The following is a 24392-nucleotide window of genomic DNA, read 5'->3' on the forward strand; positions in this document are numbered from 1 at the left end:
GCACTGCCAAATCTGACTATTTCAGGCCGAAAATATCTGCCTCCACACTACCGCCACTTCCACGCCCCAGAGGGGAGTCATACACCAAAAGCAACTGTGATCCGGAGCCATCGCCCGCCGAGAAAAGTGTCATGCCTTCACCATGGTCACCTCTTTGGCCAAATGGGACATCCAGGACTTTTACGAGATTTTCTCTGGGGACCACACTATCGCCTGTCGTTTGCACGCCATTTACCCAACGACTGACCGTTACCGGGCCATCAAGATCCATGGTGGGTCCGGCAAGAATCAGCAGATCATTTCCGTCCACGCACAGATCGCGGATTCCCAAGCCATCCAGTTGAAGGAAGTGCTTGTTATACAGGTGACAATCCTCGCCAATATTCGCCAGGTTCATTGAGTAACTATCGTGTTCATCTATTCTCGGCTCAATTTCAAGGATGATGGCCCACCCTCTTAATACCGGCCCACGCAAGCCAATAAAAAGCCGCTTGCCGGCAACAGCCAGGCCTTCGATATCAAAACCGTTGTCCTTACCAGGAATGGCAAAAAAGTCACGCAGGTGTTCATCATGCTTGAGCGCTTTGGTCAGCGCATTCAACGACTGTTCCCCGCGCAACAGTGCGGCGGTTCTTTGCGAATCCGTAGCCGTGCGCACAAGTTGCAAGGTACCGCCTTCTTCCACCACTGGAATCCGGGCCAATAGGTAACGATTCCCGTCATTGCTCACTTTGCTGAGACGTTCGATATTCTCTCTGTCCGTTTTTCCGGCGTCTGCTTGCTTGCGTTTCAAGCTATGGGAACCAATCAACCACAGATAATGTTCGGCCTCGTCATAGGCGAGCCCTTCTATATCAGCCTCTTCGAACTCTTGCGGCGACGTTGGCGGAGAGGGCAGATCCAGCAGTTCGTTCAGCGCAAACTGCTGATGCCCCGCATAAATCAACTCACCAACCGCTGCCTGACTCGTCACGGTAAGCCGCTCCAGGCTCAGCGTTTCATCATTGGCGAGCCAAAGCGTCTGGTCGATCTGCAACACCGCTGATAATCCATCACGTAGCTTCTTTTTTTCATTCACATCAAATTGACTGTCAAACTTGAGTAACACTTTCCCTATACAACTCATACGAGCCACCTTCAGATAAATATCCGCAAGAGAATGGAATACAACAATGAAAACAGCTTACAACACACAGACGAACACTATAGATTCGCGCACCCGATCCGGAGCTTACACAACAAGTAAATATCAGGCTGTTTTGGAATAATATTTAAACCCAACAACACTATACAACCCACTCAACTACCGCACCTGAACTGAAGTCAATAATCGCTTTACTGAATATCCGGCCGCTATGGGAGCGAGCTCGCTCCCATAATGGGTTTAAATCACCCGATCTTATTCACCGGCCTGTAAGTCCCCGCCAAATACACATCCACATGATTTTTCGGCCGATACGTTCCCGAAGCGACCACCCGTTGCTGCACGCTGTCATCGAAACACTCTTGGCCGAATGGTGTCTTGCCGATAGGCCGGAAATAGCGCGCGTTCAACAATCGGTAAGTACCACCGAGGAAGTCTTTGTAGGAGTCAGTGATGTCGGACAGTGCGTTTGACTGTCGGGGGAGCTTCTTCGGGTTCAGTTCCAGCCCGCAATCCATGGCTTTATTGGCCATCCACCGCAGCGGAACATCCGACAGATTGTTATCGGCGTAACCGCCCCCCACATTGGCATGCGCGCCGCAAAACCAGACCTGCTCCATCACCTGATTCGGCTTGGCAATCGGGTCCCACAGTGTGCATTCGTAATTGGCCCGATGTTCATCAATGGCGATGGCATGGAAGGCATTGCGTACGATCCCGCTGAGTTCAGTGTCGTGAAATTCGTAGTATTTGTGGTTGAACCACTCAGCTGATTTGAACGGCACACCCAGCGCACCGACCGTGTCCCAGATACCCAGAAAGTGGATGTCGATTTCCCGGGAGTAACTCTCGCGGAAGAACCGGGCGTTCTCTGTATCCGCGCTTGAATCGCGGGTGCGGTACAAGGTGTAGGCCTCATCGATACGGTCGATGTGCTTTTTCGTCAGCAACCCGACATTGCGGATCAGCCCCACCAGGCTTCGTGCGGAATAGGCCCCGCGACTGAAACCGAAAATGAAAACCTGATCGCCCTCTTCGTAGCTTTTGGCCAACGCGACGTAGCCTTCCTTGATTTTCTTCGACAGGCCGACCCCGAACGCCCCACCCTCGAGTTTGTCGTACCAGTCGGTGCCCACGCCGGTGACATAGATTTTCTTCTGCACCGTCCCGTCCTTCTGACTGGACAGGATCGCGTCATGGAGCTTGACCACATTGGTGCTGGCGTCGCCATCGATCTCCGGCGCCTGATCAGGCAAGTTCCAGGTGCCATCGAATGCGACGATGATTTTTTTTGGCATGTTCATCTCCCTTCAAATTGACCGCCCATGCACGCCCGCTAGCGCTGCGGCGTAACCATCCGAAACTGGATATTAATCTCGTTGGAAACAAAGCTGTCGGCCCACTCACCCTCCCCGATCTTGAAGTCGTTGCGCTTGAGCGTCAGTTCGCCGACGAAGATACCGATGCCGCCTTCGGCCTTGAGCTGGACCGGCACATCCACTTCGCGGGTCAGCCCCCGCAGCGTGAGGTTGCCGGTGATCAAATAGCGGTTATTGGCGAGGTCTTTGATTCGCGTCGATTCAAAGTTCGCCTGCGGATAAGCCGCCGTATCGAACCAGGCGGGCTTGGGCAGTTCGGTCCTGGCGTCATCGCTGTCGACATCGATGCTGGCAAGGTCGATGGTCAGCTTCGCGTGAGCTTCTTCGGGACGCGCGGTATCGAAATCGAGGGTCCCCTCAAACTTGCTGAACGTGCCATACACCCGCGCGCCCATCTGATCGTATGTGAAACTGATTTTACTGGCTGTCGGATTCACGTCCGCGTACTCGACCGCGCAGGCGCTGGATAAACCGCCAATCGCGAGGACGGCTACTAATACAGTGAATCGAGGGAATCGAGAGTTCATGCGACTCTCCGGGCCGAAGCCCTCAAGGATTGAGGTGTCGAACGCTCCGTGGACTAAAGCAAAAAACGGCGGTTTGTGCCAGCCGCGTCAGCATGAAGGTTTCACTGATGCAGCCCTGTTCGGCGTTGTCGACACGGCGACATACTGTAGATCGCCTGGTGACTATCAGCTGGCCTCTTTCCCCCACGCCCGTTGCAACAGCTCCACGACTTCCCGATCCGTCGTCTGGGAAAAATCCATGTACCAATAACCGATCGACATCATCCAGTCAGGCATCAGCGGGCAGACCAGCTCATCCACTTCGCTGCGCAACGCCTCGGCGGTTTCAATCGGCGCCACCGGTACGGCGACGACAATCCGTGATGGCGCATGCACCCGCGCAGCCTGGATCGCCGCCATCATCGACGCGCCAGTCGCCAGGCCATCGTCGACCAGGATCACCACCTGATCCTTGAGTTGCAGCGGTGCGCGGTTGCCGCGATACGCCTGCTCACGGCGCAGCAATTCTTTGCTTTCGCGGGCAACCACGGCATCGAACGCGGCTTTATCAATGGGGTGTGCCCTTAGCGCCTGCTCATTGAGAATCTGGATGCCGCCACTGGCAATCGCGCCCATGGCGAACTCTTGATGCGACGGCACCCCGAGCTTGCGCACCAGCATCAGATCGAGGCGCACGCCGAGAGCCGTGGCCACTTCATAAGCCACCGGCACCCCGCCACGGGGCAAGGCCAGGACGATAACGTCAGATCGATGGGCGTATTGAAGCAGCGGTTCCACCAGCCGCCGCCCGGCGGCGGCGCGGTTTTGCAGGATGGTTGGCAATGAGGGGTCCATATGAAAACCTCCCCAGGCGATTGCGCCTGATGGTTAACCTCCCCTCATGGATTGTCGGTCCGACAGTGGCAGTCATCAAGCACTGTTCACGCAGCCCTTTGTAGGAGCGAGCCTGCTCGCGATGACGCCAGCCCCATCAACCGTGAAGCATCAGCGTTACTTCGCTACATGCCTGCCAAGAAAATCCCCCACCAATCCCGCAATTTCCCCAGGCTTTTCATCCAGCGCAAAATGCCCCGCCTCCAGTACATGAATTTCGGCATTGGGCAGATCCCGTCGATAAGCCTCGGTTTCGGCAACATCGAACGACGGATCAAACTTGCCCCACACCACTAGCGTCGGCGGTTGATGCGCGCGCAGCCAGGCTTGCCACTTCGGATAGCTGGCCACGTTGTTGCGGTAGTCATAGAACAGGTCACTCTGGATATCCGACTGTCCTGGCTGGTTCAGGAAACTGAATTCGTCGGTCCACAAATCCGGGTTGAAAACCTCAACCGCAGGATTGGCGCCGACATGCCGTTGTCGGGTGGTCGCCAACGAGAAAAAACTCGCCCGCAAACCCGCCTCGTTCGCGGCTCGATTGGCCCAAAACTCACGCCGCTTCTGCCACAGCGGCCCCAGCCCATCCTCATGAGCCACCGCATTCTGAACGATCAGCGCCTGCAGACGTTCGGGATGGGCGAGCATCATTCGGAACCCGACCGGGCCGCCGTAATCCTGCACATACAGCGAGTATTGGTTCAGGCCGAGGGCTTCGGTGAAATGCTCCATCACACTGGCCAGGTGATCGAACGTGTAGGCAAACGCCTTCGCATCCGGCGCATCGCTATGACCAAACCCCGGATAGTCCGGCGCCACCAAATGATAGTGCTGCGCCAGCCGTGCCAGCAGCGGGTCAAACATACGCGAAGAACTGGGAAAACCGTGCAGCAACAACAACGTTGGCGCATTCGGCGAACCGGCTTCACGATAGAAAATCGTCAGGTCATCGACCTTGATACTGCGGTAGGCAACCGACACCTGTTCCTCCGAATAGCTTGCCGATTCGGCAGCATGCACGGCGTTGGACAGCGACAGGCCCAAAGCGCAACCGAGGGCCAGGGCAGACAGCAGTTTGTTCATAAAACAGCTCCGATTGAAGAGTGAAAAAGTGGACTGGATAAACAGTGCCACCTCGATGTATCCACCCCGTATCGGATTTGTAATGGCCTGTATGATCACGGCCGATCTTACACAGCGATACACTTGCCTTGCCGAAAGCCTGCCTGTGAAATTGCCTACACCAACCGCTCAATCTTCTGATGCTGCCACACCAATTTGTAATACAGCGTCTGCAACGCCAGCATCCCCAGATACGCCACCGGAAACGCCATCCACACCCCTTGCAACCCGAACCGCGCATCCAGCAGATAAGCCACCGGCAACTGCACACACACCACGCACACAATCGAGATCGCCACCGGCACCATCACCGTGCCGCTGGCGCGCATGATCCCGCCGATAATCGCCTGGAAGCCGAACACCAACAGGCTCCAAAGCATGATGTGCAACAGGTGCTCAGCCATATTCAACGTCGCCTCTTCGGTGAGGAACGACGCCAGCAACCAACTCGACAACAAGTACCCGAGCACAATCAACCCGCCGGTCAGGCACACGTTGATCATCAACCCGGTCTTCAAGATCGGCCCGATGCGCTCAATGCGTCCTGCCCCGATCGCCTGCGCGCCGAGGATCGACGCCGTGATCGCAATCGACAGCGCCGGGAACTGCACGTAATTGACGATCTGCGTCACCGCGCCATACGCCGCCGTCGCCTGGGACCCGTGCTGGTTTACCAGCGCCAGAATCACCAGCTCTGACAGCGACAACACCACCATCTGCAACCCGGTGGGCAAACCGATGCGCAACACCTTGCCGAGGATCGCCCAATCCAGCTTCATCGCCGCAAAAAACTCGCGGTCCGGCGCCAACGGATGCCCGCGACGAATCAAGCGCCACGCCAGCCACCCCATCGCCACCAGGTTGCCCGCCAACCCGGCAAACGCCGCACTCTGAATCCCCATCGGCGGCAACCCCAACCACCCGCGAATCAACGCCGGCGTCAGCGCCAGACCGATAACCGTCGACACCACCAGCGCCAACAACGGCGACAGCGTGTCGCTCACCCCGCGCAGCAACTGCGTGAACAACACAAACACCAACAGCGACGGCATGAACCACAACATCACATGCGCATACGCCACCGCATCGTCCAGCACATCAACCGGCGTCCCCAACCCCACCAGAGAAGACCGCGCAAACACACTCCCCACCACCGCCGCCACCAACCCGATCAACAGCCCCAAAAACAACGTCGCCCCGGCAATCGCCTTCACCAAATGCGTCTCCCGCGCCCCCCACGCCTGCCCGATCAACACGCCTGCGCCCGCGCCCAAACCGATGACCAGAGCGATGAAGAAAAACACGATGGGAAACATGCCGGACACAGCCGCCAAGGCTTGAGTGCCGAGCATCTGGCCGATGTAGATACTGTTGACGGTGCCGGACATGGATTGCAGGAAGTTCGACAGGACCATGGGCGCCAGGAAAAGCAGGTAGATTTTCCAGAGTGGGCGTTGGGATTGCGCTGGGGTTTGCATTGGGTGGAGGTCCATCTCGACGGCGTGAGGGCTAATAGAGGATAGCTTCGGTGAGTTAGAAGCGAGGGGCAATGAACATTTCGGGGTTGTGTTTAGATTTTCAGGGAAGTGAGGTGAAAGGTCTGAGATTTCGTTGTGATTGGTCCTACATGAAGCTCGGAATGTCTCACCTACCGTGCTGATCTTGGGCGGCTTATAGTCAGCCGTCGCCCTAAATGGCGATTCGGGTTTGGCGACCCGATCGAATCGGAATGCAATGCGCTGTGCTTTAATGCACGCGCTTTTGCATGCCCGCAAAGTTGTCTTTATGGCAGCTGTGCGCGGGAGACCTTCGGGTCTGCCGGTTTCCCGATCCCGGTTCGCCAACCTGCGTATAGCTGTCACCCATTCGTTTGGCGACGAATGAGGGGCAGTCAACCTTTGCACTGATCGGAGTTACATCTATGGAAAGATACATGCCCCTTACCGGAATCGACCTGATTCCGGCCTCCCTGCTCATTGATACCGAAGCGCCACTCGATGTGCTGCAAGCCATGGCGGATTACCGAATTCGTACGGTTACGCAGGTGTTGGAAAATATTGCCTTTCGCGCAGAGATTGGTTGCGACACGGTCGTGTTGTCAGACTTTTCCAAGCTGCTGGCCATTCCATTGCGGGATGGGTGTGATTTGATGGATGTGATCGGACGGCGGTTGCGGGTTCAGGCGGCGGAATGAAGGGAAACGGGCGCTAAAGGCGCCCATTTCTCTTTGTCTGGTGAGAAACACGACTGTCTGGTTCAGTAAATGACAGTCAGTGCCGCGAAAGAGCAATCTATTAGTGACAACTTTGAACGGGCAAATCTAGCGCATAAAACTCCTGTCCAACTCCCTGCCAGGACCCGCTTGAGTCTTGGACCCGAAGCAAGTCATGGATTGAGCTTCAAATGCGCATTGACTCTCCCGTTTTTTGGATCAACAAACCAGAACTCATTATTAGCCACTTTCACTTGGCTACATTCCGTCGGATAGCCTTTGGCTATGACGCAAACAACACCCTCGCTGAGGGTCCAGCTTTCTTTCTCAGGAGGGTTAGGCGCCATTTGAAATACGTCCGTACCATCGGGAGAAAACAAAATCGAATACGGGCGACTGCCCTCCCGAGTGGTTCCATATAGCTTCTTGTTCATCAGCGTGCCGTGGATTTGCTCGTCAGTTAACGTGACGGCGTTCGCAGGCACTGACGGAGGTTGATAAGCGCTACTGCTCGCGCATCCGGCGAGAAAAATCAATAAAGAGATCATTCCGAACTTTGAGAAAGTCATGTCACACCTTCCGCGTATTTGCCGAAAAAATTTCGGTAAATCAAAGCTTAGACAACGCTTTTCAAAAGCCCTGATACAGGCGCCCAACGGTTGACGGTTATGGCACTCGTTTCTTCATTTGGCTGGCGCCGCACAGTTAGCTGGACGGCTGGTTTTGTCTTTTTTCGCCCATCGCATCAGACTCTTATCGGCCAATAGCGAACCTTCAATCGACATTTCCCGTAGCAGCTGGCGAAGCCTGCGTTCGGCTGCGAAGCAGACGCAAAATCAGGCAGCGCGGTCCTTCAGGATGATCACCTTTTCAGGTTTTACGACTGCTGCGCAGCCGAACGCAGGCTTCGCCAGCTGCTACACAGAGTGCCTGGCAACAGCAAATCTCGCCCTCTGTCGCCTCCCGCATTGACATATCGATAAATCTCGATATCCTGCGCTCATGGACCTACTCGAAATATTCAAAGCCCTCTCAAACCCTACACGCCTTCAAATCTTGAAAGGCTTGAAGGACCCCGTTAAGAACTTCCCTCCGCAGGATGAGGGTGACGTTCTCACGGTGGGGGTCTGCGTCAGCAGTATTCAGGAAGGTATCGGGCTGTCGCAGTCAACGGTGTCTGGTTATCTTGCGACGCTGCAACGCGTGGGCTTGGTCGAAGTCAGGCGCATAGGTCAGTGGACCTACTACAAGCGCAATGAAGCGGCCATCAGTGCGCTGGCCGAGATCATAGGGACAGATCTGTAATTTTTTTACTCCATGATATCGAGATATCTCGATATCCCTTTTTGTCGATACGAGGATTTTCAATGAAAGCGATGATGCTTAAATCATTTGGCGGCCCGGAATCGTTCGAACTCTGCGACGTGCCCAAGCCTGTGCCGCGTGCGGGACAAGTCCTGGTGCGGGTACAAGCCACCTCCATCAACCCTTTGGATTATCAGGTTCGACGTGGCGACTACGCCGATCTGGTGCCACTGCCGGCCATTACCGGACACGATGTATCGGGCGTCGTCGAAGAAGTTGGGCCGGGGGTGACGGCCTTCGCTCCGGGAGACGAAGTCTGGTACACCCCGCAAATATTTGACGGGCCAGGAAGTTATGCCGAGTACCACGTTGCGGCCGAAAGCATTATCGGGAAGAAGCCACCATCACTGAGCCATCTTGAAGCGGCCAGTCTGACCCTGGTCGGCGGGACGGTATGGGAAGCACTGATCGGGCGTGCAGCGCTCAGAGTGGGGGAAAGCATTCTGATCCACGGCGGCGCAGGGGGAGTCGGTCATGTAGCCATTCAGGTGGCAAAAGCCATTGGAGCGCGAGTCTTCACGACCGTGCGCGAAGCCAACTTTGAGTTCGCACGAACCATGGGAGCCGACGTGGTCATCGACTATGAAAAGGAGGATTACGTCGACGCCATCCTCCGCGAAACGGATGGCCGCGGAGTCGATGTCGTGTTCGACACCATCGGCGGCAACACACTGACGCGTAGCCCCGACGTGCTCGCCCAACTGGGTCGCGTGGTGTCGATTGTGGACATTGCCCAGCCACAAAACCTCGTTCAGGCCTGGGGCAAAAACGCCAGTTATCACTTCGTGTTCACACGACAGAACCGCGGCAAGCTGGATGAGTTGAGCACGTTGATAGCGCGCGGTCAGCTTCGGCCACACGTCGGCGCCGTCTATTCGCTTGCCGACCTTGCGCTCGCCCATGCCCGGTTGGAGAGTCCCAACAACGGCCTTCAAGGAAAAATCGTGATTGCGGTCGAGCCATCGCTCATCCCGTAAGTGCGTTCTTTTAACCGCTCAAGTCATATCAGAGGAATGCCATGATTTACGAAATCGCCCAGCTCCCCATTCACAAAGAACGCATTGAAATGTTCAGACGTGCATTTGCCGAGGTCGCGCCTATGCTCACCCGCGCAAAGGGTTACGGCGGCCACTTGCTTGCGCAAGGGATTGAAACCCCTGAGCGATTCAACCTGATAGTGCGCTGGGCTTCACTTGAGGATCACACGCCGGGCTTCGAAGAGAGTGAAGACCATCGGATTTTCATGATGGGGTTGGAGGAATATTTTTCGGAAGAACCGAGCGTCTACCACATTGAAGGGTCAGCTTTTTCTGCTGGCGAACAAATAGAAGAAGGGGGGCAGATTTTTTGACTTAATCCGCAACCCAGCCCGTAGCAGCTGGCGCAGCCTGCGTTCGGCTGCGAAGCAGACGCAAAATCAGGCATTGCGGTCCTTCTGGATGACTTCACTCTCAGGTTTTACGACTGCTGCGCAGCCGAACGCAGGCTTCGCCAGCTGCTACACCGAGTGCGTGGAAGAAACTATCGAGCTGACACGCATAGACCGAAAGTCGAGACTAGATCAGTCGAGCTATTATGGCGGCGACGACAAAGGTCGCCAGCGCCATCGCGGCCCCCATGCTGAACGGCAGCAGAGCCGCGCGCAGCGCGGTCGGAGGCGGGCTACGCATTTCTTCGGCAAAAGCTGCAACGTCGCGGTGCAGTTGTTCAATGCTGGATTGATTCGTAGGTTGTGTGGACATGCTGCTACTTCCTGTGTTGGTCACGCGTCTCTGCTGCGTGAACCCAGTTTGGGCAATGTGTGTAGCCGCTGCCCCCCTCCTGCCCTTTCAATACTTCCCGTTTTTTCATCTCCGGAATAGCGGATGGTTTCCGGAGAAGTCGTAGGCAAAATCCGAGAATCGGGTAAGGGGTGACCGACGCCCATCAGATAACCCTCACTCCACCAACGAAACCAACCTCGGCTCAACCGCCCCCTTCTCCACTTCCAGCAACGCCAACGTCACCGGCAACTTGAACCGCCGCGGCCCCGCGCTGCCCGGGTTTAGGAACAGCCGTTCGCCACGCCACTCAATGCTTCGCTTATGGGAATGTCCGGTAATCACCAGCCTCGTGCCCGCATCAAGCAGCGCGGGTACATCGGCAATGTCATGCACCAGTAAGGTTTGCCAACCGTTGAGGTCGAAACTCAGGTGATCGGCGACGAGTTCTGCCCACGGGGCCGTCTGGTCGTTATTCCCGCGCACGACATACAGCGGCGCAATCGCCGCCAGTTGTTCAAGGATTTCCGGTTTGCCGATGTCGCCCGCATGAATAATCCGTTCACAGCCCTGCAACGCCGCGAGGGCTTCGGGGCGCAGCAGGCCATGGGTATCGGAAATCACGCCAACTTTCATGCAAGGCTCCAGGCCAAATTCAATATTGAGCGCCTCTCACTTCGACGCATTCCGAGGATCATCATGGCTATCAATGTATTCAAGCCCCAGCGGCCCCGTGCCGTAAACCTGTGAGATGTACTCCCCGGATTTCGCCCAGTGAAAGTGCGGCGTATTGGCCGGCAGTATCACGACGCTACCCGGCCCATAAGCAACCAGTTTGTCCGGGTCAAAGACCTTACCAAACCCAATGTAGAAAACGCCGGACATGACGGTATAGATACGATTTTCTGGATGGGTATGGGGCATTAACTTCGTGCCGTTGGGCACTTTGACTCGCACAACGTAGGGTGCAGGCTTACTCGGATCGCCGGCGATAACAGCCAGTTTCACTTCTTTCGGGAACGCGGGAAAGCTGCGCCATTCCACGTCTTCGTTGTGTAAAGCGCCGACTTTATCGAGGGGCAAGGGTTGTGCCTGGACAAACGGCACGGCTGCACTTGCAACAAGAACCGCAGCCAAACCAGCCATTTTGAAAATGTTCTGAATCATGAGAGACACCTTAGCGATGCAGTAGACAAAATCGTCGGGCTGACTCTATTTGTGATCGGCGCTGCTGATAATGACACTGTGGCGCATTACAGTTGATCCGCAATGTAATCAATGTAATGGCGCAATCCCCGCTCCACATCATCACGCCTACCAGCGGTGTTCCGCTCGCCCTATCAATGCCGTCGATGTTCACAATCACTTCAATGAAGTTCTCTTAAAAAATCCGCGGCGTAACATCAGCTCCATACCAACCAACAACACCCCGGAGCACACGATCATGAAACGCCAAACCATCCTCAGCATCGCTTTCTCGATCTTCGCAGTTAACGCTTTCGCCGCAACTTCTGCTCAACCTGTCGTCGCTGAAGGCGGCGCGGATCGACTGATTGAAAGCCGTGTGGCTGAAGGTGGTTCGGATCGTCTGATCCAGAATCGTGTGGCTGAAGGCGGTTCTGATCGCCTGATCGAAAACCGCGTCGCTGCCGATGGTTCGGATCGTTTGAAAGGTAACGAAGTCGCTGCCGATGGCTCCGACCGTCTGCAAGGCAACTCCGTCGCCGCCGATGGCTCGGATCGTCTGCAAGGCAACACCGTCGCCTGAACACATCGCGACAACGCAATACCCACAAAAAACCCGGCCTGATCAGCCGGGTTTTTTGTGGGTGTAACAAATGTGCTTTTGGCTCCAGGCTACTGGTTAGTACACCACGTACATCCCCAGTCCCAAAACCACCACGACAGCATGCGGAAGGCACACATGTGGCCACCTCGCAAACTCGAAATACCTACCCGCCACCTCGGCATGAAACGTCTCGAACCACCGCGCCGATATCTGGAATGCAGGAATTGGCGGCGGGCTTTCAGCTGAAAAATACGCTTCAATGTCCCGTATGCGTCCATGGTAAGCATATTGAAAACCCTTCCAGGAGGTCTCCAATGCCCAGAAAAGAGTCGCGGTCAGCGCAGCGATCAGGAAGAGGCTTGGTGACGCGCTTGTGAAGCCGGCAACGATTTGAGCAAGGCTGAACGTCACACTCCAGCCTTTGATCAGCAGCGTTCTGCTGTCAAAATCTTCAACCACTTTCTGAAGGTGCAGGTACTCGGTTTCGAGCTGTTTTCTTAAGAGGTCAACGTCCATTGTTTTACCTTCAATTCGGTAAGTTCAGCTTCGTTCACGGTGAGGATAGTACAGCGCTGTAATTCATCACGTTTCACTACGCTCTCCCCGTTAGCGGTCAGTGCAGGTCATTCTGACTCTTCGAATGTCGTACCGTTATTGGGCTAACAGAATGGAGTCTGAAATGGTAAATCGCACAGGCAAACGGGTCGTTGTCATCGGCGCTGGCATCGTGGGCGCCTCCTTGGCATATCACTTGGCTGGCAAAGGTGCGAATGTCACCTTGGTCGAGGCTGAAGATATCGCGTCCGGGGTGACGGGAACCTCATTCGCATGGATCAATGCTTCACACAGCGAACCTGACCCCATTGCGCAATTGCGCGGTGCAGCCATTCAGGAATACCACCGACTCGAAACCGAACTGCCCGACTTGGCGATACGCTGGACAGGTTCTCTGTCCTACAGCGCAAACCTGGATGAAGGGCCCCCGGATATCCAATCATCGGCCAACCTGATATCCCGCTCGCGGATTCTGGGTCTTGAGCCGAACCTCAAGAATCCCCCTCGGCATGCCGTGTATGTCGCCGAAGAAGGCGCCCTCGATGCAGTGCAGGCAACACACGTTTTGATCGCGGGTGCTGAAGCGCATGGTGCGAAGGTTCTGACGCACACTCAGGTGGTGGGTTTTACAACCCGTGATGCAGAGGTGACGGGAGTCGAAACGGTAACCGGCATCATCGAGGCCGATATTGTCGTACTGGCCGCAGGGACCGGCATCACACAGCTGACCCAGACGCTGAAAATCCTTCTTCCCATCGAGGCCTCCCCAGCGATTTTCATCCGCTACAAGACACAACCCAATCTCGTGAACACCATCATTTCCAGCCCCGAAATGGAGGTAAGGCAAGGCTCGGAGGGTACGCTGCTGGCGGCAGAAGATTACTTGGGCGACGCTTGCGAAAACCAACCCATGGCGATCGCGCTGCGCACCGCTCGGGCCATCCAGAACGAACTCCATGGGGTTGTTTCCATCGAGCCGGAAGTGGCTTGCGTCGGACTCAGACCCATACCTGGCGATGGTATTCCCATCGTCGGCTACCTACCCGACATCGGCGGTGCGTACGTTTGCACAATGCACCCTGGCGTCGCTCTGGCGGCGGTAGTTGGCCGTCTTGCCAGTGAGGAAATAATCGACAACACGTTATCCCCTGCCCTTGCGCCCTGCCATCCCAAGCGGTTTTTCCGCACGTAGGGGACGCCCTTGATTGTTAACAGCGGCTGTTGCCCGCTTCATATAACTGCCGGTTACATTTTCAAATAGTTGTGTGTGAATGTTTGTAGGCTAAAAGCATCACTATAAAACGATGTACCCTTTCGAATAATTGTGCTCAATGTAAAACAAAGGGGGTTTTATGACCATCACTGCAATTCAATCAGTACACCCGAGCTCGCAACTACCCGACGTACACAAGCCTTCAAATTTCAGTTCTATTTCTGATGGACTTCACAACACCAGCAACACACCAGAAGGAACTCCTTTGATATCGCCACCAGCAACTAGACATCACACGCTCAATAAAAACACCATAGATTGGTTCAAGGCAGTGACGACCAACGATTGTGAAACAATCGAATCGCTAATCAAGAACGGCGTAGACGTCAACCTAAAAGGTCCCGGCGGCCTCACCGCTTTAGTGTACAGTCTGTTTGGAGATATTGACGGCGAAACAAACATCCAAATTGTCACACATATTCTGCAAGCAAAAGACTTGAACATCAGCAAAGATACCGCTGGTGTTTATTTCAACACATTACGAGAGCTTAAAAAAACTCAAGAAACAACAAACACCTATATTAAATATCAAAAAATAACCAAAGAAGAACCAGCACTCAACAAATTTACTATTGGCGCCGATAAAAAAACCGATGCACTTGAAGAACTGTACACAAGAGATGACGTAATAAAATGGCAAAAAGCCGTTATTCAACTGGTAACTCCGCCCCAGCTAACCGAGATCCAAAAAAACTGGTTTGAAGCCATCAAATATTCGGATACAGAAGCAATAAACCAAATGATGCAATCCGCAACAATTATCAACATGACAGATCACCTCGGCCGCACAGCCTTGTGGCTTGCTGCATACAAAGGGGATGTGGATCTTCTGGAAATCCTGCTTGCTTCCGACGGGCTCAACATCGATAAGCAAACCGCAGGTGAGTTTCACATGGATCTTTTCGTACTACGAGACTGCCTGATTTCTGGAAAAATCGACAAAGAAGAAATCCGTAAGGCGCTCACGGAGCTAACGACTGATCCCTATCCGAGTGTTTATGCCGAATTGCTTGAAAAAGTGGGTTCAACATCTCCCCACAACACCTCCATCTTCAATCGACTAAAACAGTCCCTTTTCACCACAATTTGTGTAAACACCGGATTCCGGAACTGACCAGCAGTCATCAGCCCCCCATCACCGAACTCGCCAACAACGCCTCCAACCCCATAGGCCTGGCAAAGTAATAACCCTGGGCCTGCCCTGCGCCCATCTCGCGCAGCAGGTCCAGCGTCGCTTGATCCTCGACACCTTCGGCCACCACGCTCAGGTCAAGCGATTCGGCCATGCGCACGATGGCCCGGACGATTGCGCGACTGCGGGCGCTGGTGGTCAGTTCGAGGATGAACGACTTGTCGATTTTCAAGCCGCTGAATTGGTATTGATGCACGTAGCTCAGGGATGAAAATCCTGCGCCGAAGTCATCGAGCACCACCGACATGCCGTTGTCGGCCAATTGCTGCATGGTCTGCTTGGCAATCGCCGGTTCGGCCACCAGCGCACCTTCGGTCAACTCCAGGCAAATCCGCGACGGCTCGACGCCGTGTTGCGCCAACAACGCCAACACATCACTGGCGAAGTCCGGCCGCGTCATGCTGTAGCTGGAGCAATTGACGTGCACCGCAGGCCAGTTGGCGTGTTCAGGTTTCGCGAGGATCGCGGCGATGCTGGCCAGCATGTACAAGTCCAGTCGGCCGATCAGGCGCAAACCCTCGACATCCGGAAGGAACTCGCCCGGCGCGATCACCCGGCCGTCCGGGGAATGCCAACGGATCAGCGCTTCCAGGGCTAACAGCTCGCCGGTTTCCACACTGACAATCGGCTGGAAATACGGCAGCAGTTCGTCGGTACGCTTGAGCGCATTGCGCAAGGCCCCTTCTCGCTCGACCTGGTCCGAGACTTCGCGGCGCACTTCCTGGTTGAACACCGCATAGCTGTCGCGCCCGGCACTCTTGACCCGGTACATCGCCGCATCGGCATCGCGCAGCAAGTCAGCCGGCTCGTGATGGAACTGACTGTCGGCGCTGACAATACCGATGCTGCAGGACGAAAAAACCTCATAGCCATTGATGAAAAACGGCAGGTCGAACGCCGCCAGGATTCGTTCGGCGATTTCGATGACCACGTCCAACGACGCCTCGGGAGCGAGCACTGAAAATTCGTCGCCGCCCAGGCGCGCCAGCATGTCGGTTTCGCGCAAGCAACCGCGTAGGCGGTGGGCGGCCTGCATCAACAGCAGGTCGCCGAAATGGTGGCCGAGGCTGTCGTTGACCATCTTGAAACGGTCAAGATCGATGAACATCACCGCCAAGTGCCCGCCGTGACTGCCAAAGCGTGACCAGGCCAGATTGAGGCGCTGCTGCAGGTAGGTGCGATTCGGTAGCCCGGTCAGCGCATCGTGGGTGTTTTCATGCTGCAACTTGGCATTGGCGTGATCGAGTTCACGGGTGCGGCTCTGCACCCGGGCTTCGAGCTTGAGGTTGGCGGTATGGATCGCTTCGGCGGCGGTACGGCGCGACAACGCGGTGTCGATGTGCCGCGACACGAACGTCAGCAGTTCCTGGTCCCGCAGCGTGTACCACACGTGCGAGGTATAGCTTTGCACCGCCAGCACGCCTCGCACCATGTCGCCATCGAACAAGGGAATGCCCAGCCAGGAGAAGGACCGGACCGATTCCTGAGCCAGTTCGATTTCACCGTTAGCAGCCAATCGTTCAGCCTCGCCGACGTCGATCAGGCAAGGTCGACGCTGGCGGATCACGTACTCGGTCAGGCCCCGACGCCCACGCCGCGCTGGCGGACAGATCGTCTGCCGCTCGTCCACGTAATAGGGAAAAGTCACTTCACTGGTCGCATCGTCGAACAGCGCAATGTAGAAGTTCTGCGCGAACAGCAGATCACCGACGATGCCATGCAAGGTTTGGAATAGCTCAGCCATGTCGCCAGACTGGCTCGACAGTTCGGCAATCTGGAACAGCGCGCTTTGCAGATGCTCGGCGCGCTCGCGGTCCGCCACTTCCTGCCGTAACGCGTCGTTGAGTGCCGAAAGCTCCAGGGTGCGGCGCATCACCGTTTGCTCCAGTTCCTCCCGGTGCAGAATCCGGCCCAGGGCCATGGCCACGTGGCGCGCCACTACCAGAAACAACGCGCGGTCTTCAGCGCTGTAAATACGCGCAACGTCATAGACCTGCATCGCCAGCATACCGAACACTTCATCCGAGGCGTTTTTCAACGGCGCGCCCATCCAGAATTCGGGACGATCACCCACGCAATAGAAACGCCCCTCCGCTTGAGCCGCGAGAATACCGGCGGCGTCGATCAGCAGCGGCTGGCCGGTGGTCAACACCTGGCCGGTCAATGACAGGCGCGAAGGGACAAGGTATTCGTAGTTCTCGGACTCCAGCGCATCAACGTCGATGATGTCGACGTAATACGGGTAGTCGATCTTGCCGGTGTGCGGGTCGTACAGCGCAAGATAGAAGTTCTCGGCATCGATCAGGCTGGCCAGCAACCGGTGAACCCCCACCAGAAACACGGCGCGGTCGCGGGTTGAACTGGCCAGGTAGGTGATTTCATACAGCACACGTTGAGTAATCTGCGCACGGGCAAGCGTATTGGTCTGTAGCTGAACACCCAGGTGCAGGGCAAATTCGGCGAGCGCCGGTTCCGCGGCCTCGTCTTCTGGCGCGAGTAGCCAGCCCAGCACACTTTCGCCCCTGCCGGTCGGCCAGCGGTGCAAGCGTCGGGCCCGGCAAAAGGCGTCAAATGCTTCATTCTCGATGTTTAAGGGCCACTGCGTCCGAGGGTCGCCTTGCCCGACGCAATGCATTTGTTCACCTGCGCGGTAAAACACCCACGCGGTGGTATGACGCCAGATGCGCGCTGAGTCCAGCAATTGTTCGATTGTGCCCGCGCTGCCAACGCAATCCATGCCGACAGTAGCCGGGTAATCGTTATGTTGAAGTGACGCTACTGCGCAATCGGTCGATTGCCGTGGGGAGTCGTTCCTTGTACGCAAACTCATCAGCGCTCCCTGAGCCAGAAACTGGCGACACTCACTGACTGCTAGCAATGTGCCAGTGAGCTTCTCATTTAAAGCTTGTTGTTATTTATTTCAATAATTTTGTTCGCTTGTGTGCCAACTATGAGACGAGCAGCAAGTTATTGGCGATTTGTCGTCCCGTGCGCGGCAATCGTCATCGGCGCCAACCAGCCTGACGCAGCTTAGTGACTATGCCCAACTCCCAACGCCTCCGCCATGCGTACCAGATCCGCAAAGGACCTGGCGTGCATTTTTTTCATGGCATGGGAGCGGTGAATCTTGATGGTGATTTCGCTGAGGTTCATCTGCCCGGCGATCTGTTTGTTCATCAGGCCTTTGACGGCAAGCGCCATGACCTCTCGCTCACGCGCCGTCAGCGATTGATAGTCGGCATGCAGGTTCGAAGATTGCCGTTCGACTTCCCGGCGCTTGATATCGGTTTGCAGCGCGGTGGATACCGCGTCCAGCAGGTCCTGCTCACGAAACGGCTTCGCCAGGAAGTCCACGGCACCCGCTTTCATAGCCTTGACGGACATCTCGATGTCGCCATGGCCGGTGATGAAAATAATCGGAATGGTCGTGTTGGACTCAACCAGTTGCCGCTGGAAATCCAGGCCGCTATTGCCTTGAAGACGTACATCCAGGACCAGGCAACTGGCGCCCTCGGTCTTCGGCTGGCGGAGAAATTCCGCCGTGGAGGCGAAGGTTTCGACGCGGATGCCGGCAGAGCGCAAAAGGTTGCTCAGTGCGTCGCGTATGGAAGCATCGTCATCCACCACGTACACGATCGAACCATTGTTTTGCGGCTCACAAGACGGTGCGTTCATGCACGGCACTCTTGAAAAATTGACGGAAAAAAAAGTGTAGCACAGCATCTAAATTTGCCTGGAATGCACCCAGGGAGCCGCCGTAGCGGCATCGCGGCCCTCGCTGACGCCAGGCTGCGAAGCAGAGTTGCAACGCCGAAATCAACCGGCTTGCCATTGGCGAAACCTTCCAGATCCGTCACCTCGATCGGCCCCTCTTAAACCTAAGTATTGCGACTGGCACTGACCGACTATGTTCATCCCTGCATCACGGGAAGCGTGAACTGAACCGTGGCACCGCAAGGCTGGTTGGCGCTTGCCCACAAACGACCGCCATGAGCCTCGATGATCGAACGACAAATCGACAACCCCAACCCCAGCCCCGTGGGTTTGGTGGTGTAGAACGAGGTGAACACCTGATCGGTGTTTTCCACGAGAAATCCCGGCCCGGAATCGCTGACGCTCACCCGCAGGTAGCCCGCTTCTCCCGGCGCCACGCTGATCTGCAACTGCCGCTCGCCCTGGGCAGTCCCGCTCATGGCCTCAAGCGCATTCATGATCAGGTTGAGCAACACCTGTTGCAGCTCTACACGATCGCCTTCGATGAGGGGCAAACCGTCCATGAGTTGAGTTTGCAATGCGACGCCATTCTTCATGATCTGGCTACGGCTGAACTCGATCATTTCGCCGATCGCGGCGTTGATGTCCACCGGCCCCTTCTGTCGCGGCGCCTTGCGGATGTGCTGACGAATCCGCCCCAGCACGTCTGCTGCGCGGTTGGCATCGAGGATGAGTCGACTGAGCACATGACGCACCTCGTCGAGCTCGGGTGGCTCGGTGTTCAGCCAGCGCTGGGCGGCATTGGCATTGAGGATGGCGGCGGCAATCGGCTGGTTGACCTCGTGAGCGATCGACGCCACGAGCTGGCCCATGGTCGCGACACGGTTGGCGTGGGACAACTCGGTCTGCACCTCGCGATAGCGCCGCTCGCGCTCGGCAACCTCGCGATACAAACGGGTATTTTCCAACGAAATGGCAGCCTGTGACGCCACCAGTTTGAGCACCGCGATCCGGTCCGGGCTGAACACCCCGGCGGTCAGATTGTTTTCCAGATAGAGCGCGCCTGTCAGCTTGGCCTGGTTCATCAACGGCAGGCAGAGGATCGAACGGGCGCGATGCTGACGGATGTAAGGGTCTGTAGAAAATGCCGCCTCGGTCACGGCATCGTCGAGCACAACGCTCTCGCGGGTGCGCAGGACTTGATAGAGAACCGACTCCGGTAGCACCTGCGAACTGACCGGGATATCGCGCAATTGCGTTGCGTTGTCGCCGGTAGTCACTTGCGCGGCGATCCGGTGTTCCGCGCAGGTCGAGAGAATCAACAAGCCCCGTTCGGCACCGGCCTGCTCGATGGCCGTGAACATGACTGTGTCGATCAGTTTTTCAAGAACGATTTCGCCCGACAACGCCTGGGAGACCTTGAGTACTGTGGCCAGGTCGAGGTGTTCGACCGCCGTGGCCATGGTGGTGGTCGAGCCCAGCAGGTGTTCTTCGGTACGCAGCGATGGATACTTCGCGTCGAGCTGCCGAACCTTGCCATCGGCGCCCCAACGCAGATAACCGTAACGGGCATCCTGCAAATAGACCCGGGCAATCTTGCCCAGGCCACGCGCGGCGTAGAAGCGAGATGCGAGCTCGTTGGCAAGCGCCTCGATCTGGATAAAGCCGCTGTTCTGCGCCATGTCGATGGCTTGTTCGTAAAGCAGCTCTGCCTCGACGACACGCCCTTCAACCCGAGCGATTTCGGCACCGACCAATGCCGCCCTGCTGGCAAAATTATCTGGACACTGTTGCGCCCAGGTCTGTAATTGCCGGTGACTGTCCTTCATGGCGCCCAGGTGCGGACCGTATTCGTCCGCCGGGATGCTGTCACACCAGGCGGCCCGGGCTAATGCGTCATAGAAGTAAAACTCGGCTTCCTCGAAAAACGACTGGCATACCCAAAGCAGCTGTTGCGCCTTGGCGGCAGCTGCCATGGCTGCCTCGGGATCGTCGGCCATGTAGCGGGCCTGCAACTTGCGAACCCAATAAAGACACTCGGCCAGCACCAGATCCGGGTTGCTGGACAAATGGGCTTCGGTGTCGGGCTCGTTCAACTCGCCTTCGTCGAGACGGCCAAACGTGGTCGTCAGGCCCCGGAGCATGCGGATCAGTGCAAGTTGGGTGTTGATGAAATCCACGACCAGCCCGAAGCGCACCGTCTTCGCGTAATCGAGGCCGCGTTCGGCTTCGATTTGCACGTCGGGCAACACCTCGCCGGCGAACAGCAGGTCAGCCGTAAGATTGTTGCCCGCATAAGCGCCGTATGGCAGGTCGCCGATGCGGTTCGCCGCCGCAAAGGAACGGCGCAGCAGTTCGCGACATTCGGCCACGGGCCTCATCCAGCGCACGGCAAAACACGAGAAGCACAGGTAGGTGCTGGCCTCGAATCGCGTAAGCCCACGTCGCTCAATGAGTTCGCAGCCGAGCTGACCGAAGCGGAACCCCATCTGGTAGTCACCAAAACGCCGGCCCGCTACCCTGAATAGATTGGCGTAAAGCACGCAGGAGGCATCGCAGTTGCCCCACTCGAGGCTGAGACTGATCGCCTTGCAGATCGACAGGCACGACAGATTGAAATCAGTCTGCAAGGCTGGCGCGAAAAGCTTGCCCAGCGCGTTGACTGTGACGAGTGATGTTGCATCCTTCATCAGCGGTAAATCGATGAGATCTTCAATGGCCCGATCCCCCAGCAGCGAGCCGATCTGTTCATATTCGCGGCGTACTTCATCGTCATTCGGATGGGCTGACCACTCGATGCCCACATGACGCAGGTAGTCGAGGCAAACGGCGACCGCGCCATCGCTACGATCAAGCAGCAGATAAACGTCCATTTGCAGGCAGGCGACGTCGGCGCGTTCGATCGTGGTTGCGGCGCGTTTCGACAGTGCCGTCAGGCGCTCATCCGCGACCGATAGCTGCCCGGTCAGGAATTCGCATTCGGCCCGGTTCAACTCCAGCGCGAACATCAGCTCATGGCGATGCGTCCAGCCATCTTCATCCAATAGCTGTGCACCGGTGCTGAGGTAGTTGAGCGCGGAGGCGTAAGCCGTTGACGCCTTGGCGCGCTGGCCGGCCATCAAGTTGAAACCGGCCAGTTGCACCCGCTCGTTCTGCTCGGTGAGCAGTGCGGCACCGCGATTGAGCTGACCGACGATTTCAAAGATTGCCGCTTCCAGGTCTGCCGCAGGCGTCTGCGCGGCGAGCAGCCGGCCGGTGCGCAGATGAGCCTGGGCGCGGGAATCCCTGGGGATCAGTGAATACGCGGCCTCATGGATGCGGTCATGGACAAAGCCATACGCGCCCTCCAGCCGCTCGACCAGTTCCTGGCGAATCGCTTCCCACAACACCGTACGGACCTGTGCCTTGGGCATCCCCATGGCGGTTGAAAGCGCAGTGATAGTCGCGACGTTTCCCAGACAGGCAAGTTGCTGCAATGCCTGCTGTGTCTCGGCCGACAAGCGAGTCAGTTTGTCGACCATCAGGTCGACGATGTTGTCGGTGTAGCCCTTGGCATGGATGCGATCCGGGTCCCAGCACCATCGGCGTGCATCGTGATCGAACGTCAGCAGTTGCTCCTCGGCGAGCGCATGCAGGAACTGGATCACAAAAAATGGATTGCCCGCGGTCTTGTCCAGCACCAACTGCGCCAGCGGTTCGATATGCGCAATCTCGTCATGCAGCGCCTCGGCGATCAACTGCTCGATGTGTGCCTTGGCCAGCGGTGCCAGCGTGATCTCATCGACCCTGCCGCCCGCAGCGCGAATGGCCTTGAGCTTGCTCGACAGCGGGTGTGTGACATCCACTTCGTTGCTGCGATAGGCGCCCACCAGCATCAGGTGGCGCATGTCCGGGCTGGTCAGCAGATCCTCCAGCAGGTCGAGCGTCGCCGCGTCGAGCCATTGCAGATCGTCGAGAAACAAGGCCAGCGGATGCTCGGCCCGGGCAAACACACCGATAAAGCGCCGGAACACCAGAAGGAAACGCCGTTGTGCCTGCTGCGGGTCAAGGGCCGGAACCGCTGGTGGTTCGCCGATGATGAGTTTGAGTTCCGGAATGAGGTCGGTCATCAGCCGCGCATTGGCATCCAGCGCCTGTTGCAACGCGTCACGCCAGTGCGCCAGCTCCGTGTCGTTCTTGCCCAGCAGCGTGCGCACCAGGCTTTGAAAGGCCTGTACCAGCGTCGAATAAGGAATGTCGCGCCGGTATTGATCGAACTTGCCGGAGGCGAAAATTCCGCGCGGCGGCACCAGCACTTTGTGCAGTTCGTTGACCACCGACGACTTGCCTATACCGGAATAACCGGTGACCAACACCAGCTCCGGCGCACCGTTTTCTACGATTCGCCCGAAGGCGGCAACCAGCGTTTCAACCTCGCGCTCGCGCCCATAGAGTTTCTCGGGCACCAGCAGCCGATCGGACGTGCCGTGCTCACTCAGCGTAAAGTCGTTGATCCGGCCCAGGTTCTGCCAATCCGCCAGGCATCGGCGCAGGTCATGCTCTATCCCCGCAGCCGTCTGATAGCGCTCCTCGGCGGTTTTGGCCAATAGCTTCATGACAATGTCGGAGAGCGCTTCGGGAACGGTTTCAACCCGCGAATTCGGTGGTTGCGGCTTTTTCGCGATATGGCAATGCACCCACTCTATGGGGTCGGTCGCGGTAAAGGGCAGCGAGCCGGTCAGCATCTGATACAGGGTGACGCCGAAGGAATAGAGGTCGCTGCGCGAATCGATCGAGCGGTTCATCCGGCCGGTCTGCTCAGGTGCCATGTAGGCGAGCGTGCCGGCGATGGTCTCGGGCGCCTGCCGTTCGCGCGGCAGCCGTGAGGCCAGGCCGAATCCGGTGAGCCGGGCCTGTCCGTCAGCGCAGTTCACCAGGATATGACTGGGCTTGATGTCTTTATGGACAAGTCCACGTTGGTGGAGCTTGCCCAGGACCACCGCGACGCTGATGGCGTGATGCAGAAAAGCGCTGATTTCCATGGGCGCCACCAACCACTGCACGAGCGGTTCGCCACCGGGATCTTCGAGCACCAACTGCATCTGCCCACCTTCACGCACCATCTCAAGCGGTCGAACCGCCCAGCTACGGTCCAGTTCGTCCTTCAGTGCAAATTCGTGGGTAAGACGGCCAAGGCAGGCCGGAAGCGGCTGTGCGGCAGCAGGTCGCGCCACCAGCACACTGCAATCACCGCCCGTGCCCGAGCGCAGTTCCCGGCAGAAGATACGCTCACCATCGTCCCATAATATCTGCATGTTGTTATCCACCGGAGAGGGAACAAAAGTCGTGTCTTGTCTGCCGTTTGCCTTCGGGGCGGGCATCCGAAACGGTCGCGACGTTTCAGATTAGCTTCTTATCGCCACGCGCCAAGTAAACATCGTTGCCACGTGTACGATTGAACACCGCCCACGATGTCATCGAACGGCCTGCGCTACATCAACACTTAGA

At 56.9% G+C, this 24392-nt stretch carries 21 protein-coding genes; 7 read left to right on the forward strand and 14 right to left on the reverse strand.

The genetic code is table 11. From position 1 onward, the window contains the following. Nucleotides 1–16: 16 nt before the first annotated feature. The 6 genes from V6Z53_RS22105 to V6Z53_RS22130 all read right to left on the reverse strand — a co-directional run bounded on the left by V6Z53_RS22105 (nt 17) and on the right by V6Z53_RS22130 (nt 6523). On the reverse strand, nt 17–1126 hold the full coding sequence (locus tag V6Z53_RS22105) for a DUF3616 domain-containing protein (protein ID WP_338581767.1): 1110 nt from the start codon (nt 1124–1126) through the stop codon (nt 17–19). Nucleotides 1127–1389: 263 nt separating this feature from the next. Beyond that, nucleotides 1390–2442 (reverse strand): DUF2235 domain-containing protein, encoded by a 1053-nt coding sequence (locus tag V6Z53_RS22110; protein WP_338581768.1) that lies wholly within the window; start codon nt 2440–2442, stop codon nt 1390–1392. 38 nt (nt 2443–2480) lie between these two features. After that, nucleotides 2481–3050 (reverse strand): YceI family protein, encoded by a 570-nt coding sequence (locus V6Z53_RS22115; protein WP_338581769.1) that lies wholly within the window; start codon nt 3048–3050, stop codon nt 2481–2483. Between the two features lie 165 nt (nt 3051–3215). Beyond that, on the reverse strand, nt 3216–3884 hold the full coding sequence (locus V6Z53_RS22120; RefSeq protein ID WP_338581770.1) for a phosphoribosyltransferase: 669 nt from the start codon (nt 3882–3884) through the stop codon (nt 3216–3218). Between the two features lie 156 nt (nt 3885–4040). Then, entirely contained in the window at nt 4041–5006 is a 966-nt protein-coding gene (locus V6Z53_RS22125) for an alpha/beta hydrolase (RefSeq protein ID WP_338581771.1), read from the reverse strand. A gap of 155 nt (nt 5007–5161) precedes the next feature. Further along, on the reverse strand, nt 5162–6523 hold the full coding sequence (locus V6Z53_RS22130; protein ID WP_338581772.1) for an MATE family efflux transporter: 1362 nt from the start codon (nt 6521–6523) through the stop codon (nt 5162–5164). Nucleotides 6524–6966: 443 nt separating this feature from the next. Here V6Z53_RS22130 and V6Z53_RS22135 point away from each other — a divergent pair, with 443 nt between their 5' ends. After that, nucleotides 6967–7239 (forward strand): hypothetical protein, encoded by a 273-nt coding sequence (locus V6Z53_RS22135; RefSeq protein ID WP_338581773.1) that lies wholly within the window; start codon nt 6967–6969, stop codon nt 7237–7239. Nucleotides 7240–7430: 191 nt separating this feature from the next. Here the strand turns inward: V6Z53_RS22135 and V6Z53_RS22140 are convergent, their stop codons facing one another. Next, the gene (locus tag V6Z53_RS22140) at nt 7431–7826 is read right to left on the reverse strand and encodes a hypothetical protein (RefSeq protein WP_338581774.1); all 396 of its coding nucleotides are present in this window, start codon (nt 7824–7826) and stop codon (nt 7431–7433) included. Between the two features lie 433 nt (nt 7827–8259). Here V6Z53_RS22140 and V6Z53_RS22145 point away from each other — a divergent pair, with 433 nt between their 5' ends. The 3 genes from V6Z53_RS22145 (at nt 8260) to V6Z53_RS22155 (ending at nt 9973) form a co-directional block, all read left to right on the forward strand. Continuing rightward, nucleotides 8260–8562 (forward strand): metalloregulator ArsR/SmtB family transcription factor, encoded by a 303-nt coding sequence (locus V6Z53_RS22145; protein ID WP_217873097.1) that lies wholly within the window; start codon nt 8260–8262, stop codon nt 8560–8562. Nucleotides 8563–8624: 62 nt separating this feature from the next. Next, nucleotides 8625–9599, forward strand: coding sequence for a zinc-dependent alcohol dehydrogenase family protein (locus V6Z53_RS22150; protein WP_338581775.1), 975 nt, complete (start codon nt 8625–8627; stop codon nt 9597–9599). A 41-nt stretch (nt 9600–9640) separates the two neighbouring features. Next, the gene (locus V6Z53_RS22155) at nt 9641–9973 is read left to right on the forward strand and encodes an antibiotic biosynthesis monooxygenase (protein WP_338581776.1); all 333 of its coding nucleotides are present in this window, start codon (nt 9641–9643) and stop codon (nt 9971–9973) included. A 205-nt stretch (nt 9974–10178) separates the two neighbouring features. On the opposite strand, the gene V6Z53_RS22160 is transcribed toward V6Z53_RS22155, so the two are convergent. The 3 genes from V6Z53_RS22160 to V6Z53_RS22170 form a co-directional block, all read right to left on the reverse strand. After that, the gene (locus tag V6Z53_RS22160; RefSeq protein ID WP_338581777.1) at nt 10179–10364 is read right to left on the reverse strand and encodes a hypothetical protein; all 186 of its coding nucleotides are present in this window, start codon (nt 10362–10364) and stop codon (nt 10179–10181) included. A gap of 195 nt (nt 10365–10559) precedes the next feature. Next, nucleotides 10560–11018 carry a metallophosphoesterase family protein gene (locus V6Z53_RS22165; RefSeq protein WP_338581778.1) on the reverse strand — a complete coding sequence of 153 codons (459 nt, stop codon included), beginning with the start codon at nt 11016–11018 and terminating at the stop codon, nt 10560–10562. A 36-nt stretch (nt 11019–11054) separates the two neighbouring features. Then, nucleotides 11055–11549 carry a cupin domain-containing protein gene (locus V6Z53_RS22170; protein ID WP_338581779.1) on the reverse strand — a complete coding sequence of 165 codons (495 nt, stop codon included), beginning with the start codon at nt 11547–11549 and terminating at the stop codon, nt 11055–11057. Nucleotides 11550–11826: 277 nt separating this feature from the next. Between V6Z53_RS22170 and V6Z53_RS22175 the strand changes: the two genes are divergently transcribed. Continuing rightward, complete coding sequence (locus V6Z53_RS22175; protein ID WP_338581780.1) at nt 11827–12150, forward strand: hypothetical protein; 324 nt, start codon at nt 11827–11829, stop codon at nt 12148–12150. Between the two features lie 96 nt (nt 12151–12246). Here V6Z53_RS22175 and V6Z53_RS22180 read toward each other — a convergent pair whose 3' ends face one another. Beyond that, the gene (locus V6Z53_RS22180) at nt 12247–12687 is read right to left on the reverse strand and encodes a hypothetical protein (protein WP_338581781.1); all 441 of its coding nucleotides are present in this window, start codon (nt 12685–12687) and stop codon (nt 12247–12249) included. A 163-nt stretch (nt 12688–12850) separates the two neighbouring features. Here V6Z53_RS22180 and V6Z53_RS22185 point away from each other — a divergent pair, with 163 nt between their 5' ends. Beyond that, complete coding sequence (locus tag V6Z53_RS22185) at nt 12851–13918, forward strand: FAD-binding oxidoreductase (protein WP_338581782.1); 1068 nt, start codon at nt 12851–12853, stop codon at nt 13916–13918. 160 nt (nt 13919–14078) lie between these two features. Continuing rightward, nucleotides 14079–15113 carry a hypothetical protein gene (locus V6Z53_RS22190; RefSeq protein ID WP_338581783.1) on the forward strand — a complete coding sequence of 345 codons (1035 nt, stop codon included), beginning with the start codon at nt 14079–14081 and terminating at the stop codon, nt 15111–15113. Between the two features lie 10 nt (nt 15114–15123). Here V6Z53_RS22190 and V6Z53_RS22195 read toward each other — a convergent pair whose 3' ends face one another. The 3 genes from V6Z53_RS22195 to V6Z53_RS22205 form a co-directional block, all read right to left on the reverse strand. Beyond that, nucleotides 15124–18021 (reverse strand): EAL domain-containing protein, encoded by a 2898-nt coding sequence (locus V6Z53_RS22195; RefSeq protein ID WP_338581784.1) that lies wholly within the window; start codon nt 18019–18021, stop codon nt 15124–15126. 200 nt (nt 18022–18221) lie between these two features. Beyond that, nucleotides 18222–18866: a response regulator transcription factor gene (locus tag V6Z53_RS22200; RefSeq protein WP_338581785.1), complete on the reverse strand. Its 645-nt coding sequence runs from the start codon at nt 18864–18866 to the stop codon at nt 18222–18224. A 236-nt stretch (nt 18867–19102) separates the two neighbouring features. Beyond that, complete coding sequence (locus tag V6Z53_RS22205) at nt 19103–24199, reverse strand: AAA family ATPase (protein WP_338581786.1); 5097 nt, start codon at nt 24197–24199, stop codon at nt 19103–19105. Between the last annotated feature and the right edge of the window lie 193 nt (nt 24200–24392).

Source organism: Pseudomonas sp. MAG733B (genome assembly GCF_036884845.1).
GTDB lineage: Bacteria > Pseudomonadota > Gammaproteobacteria > Pseudomonadales > Pseudomonadaceae > Aquipseudomonas.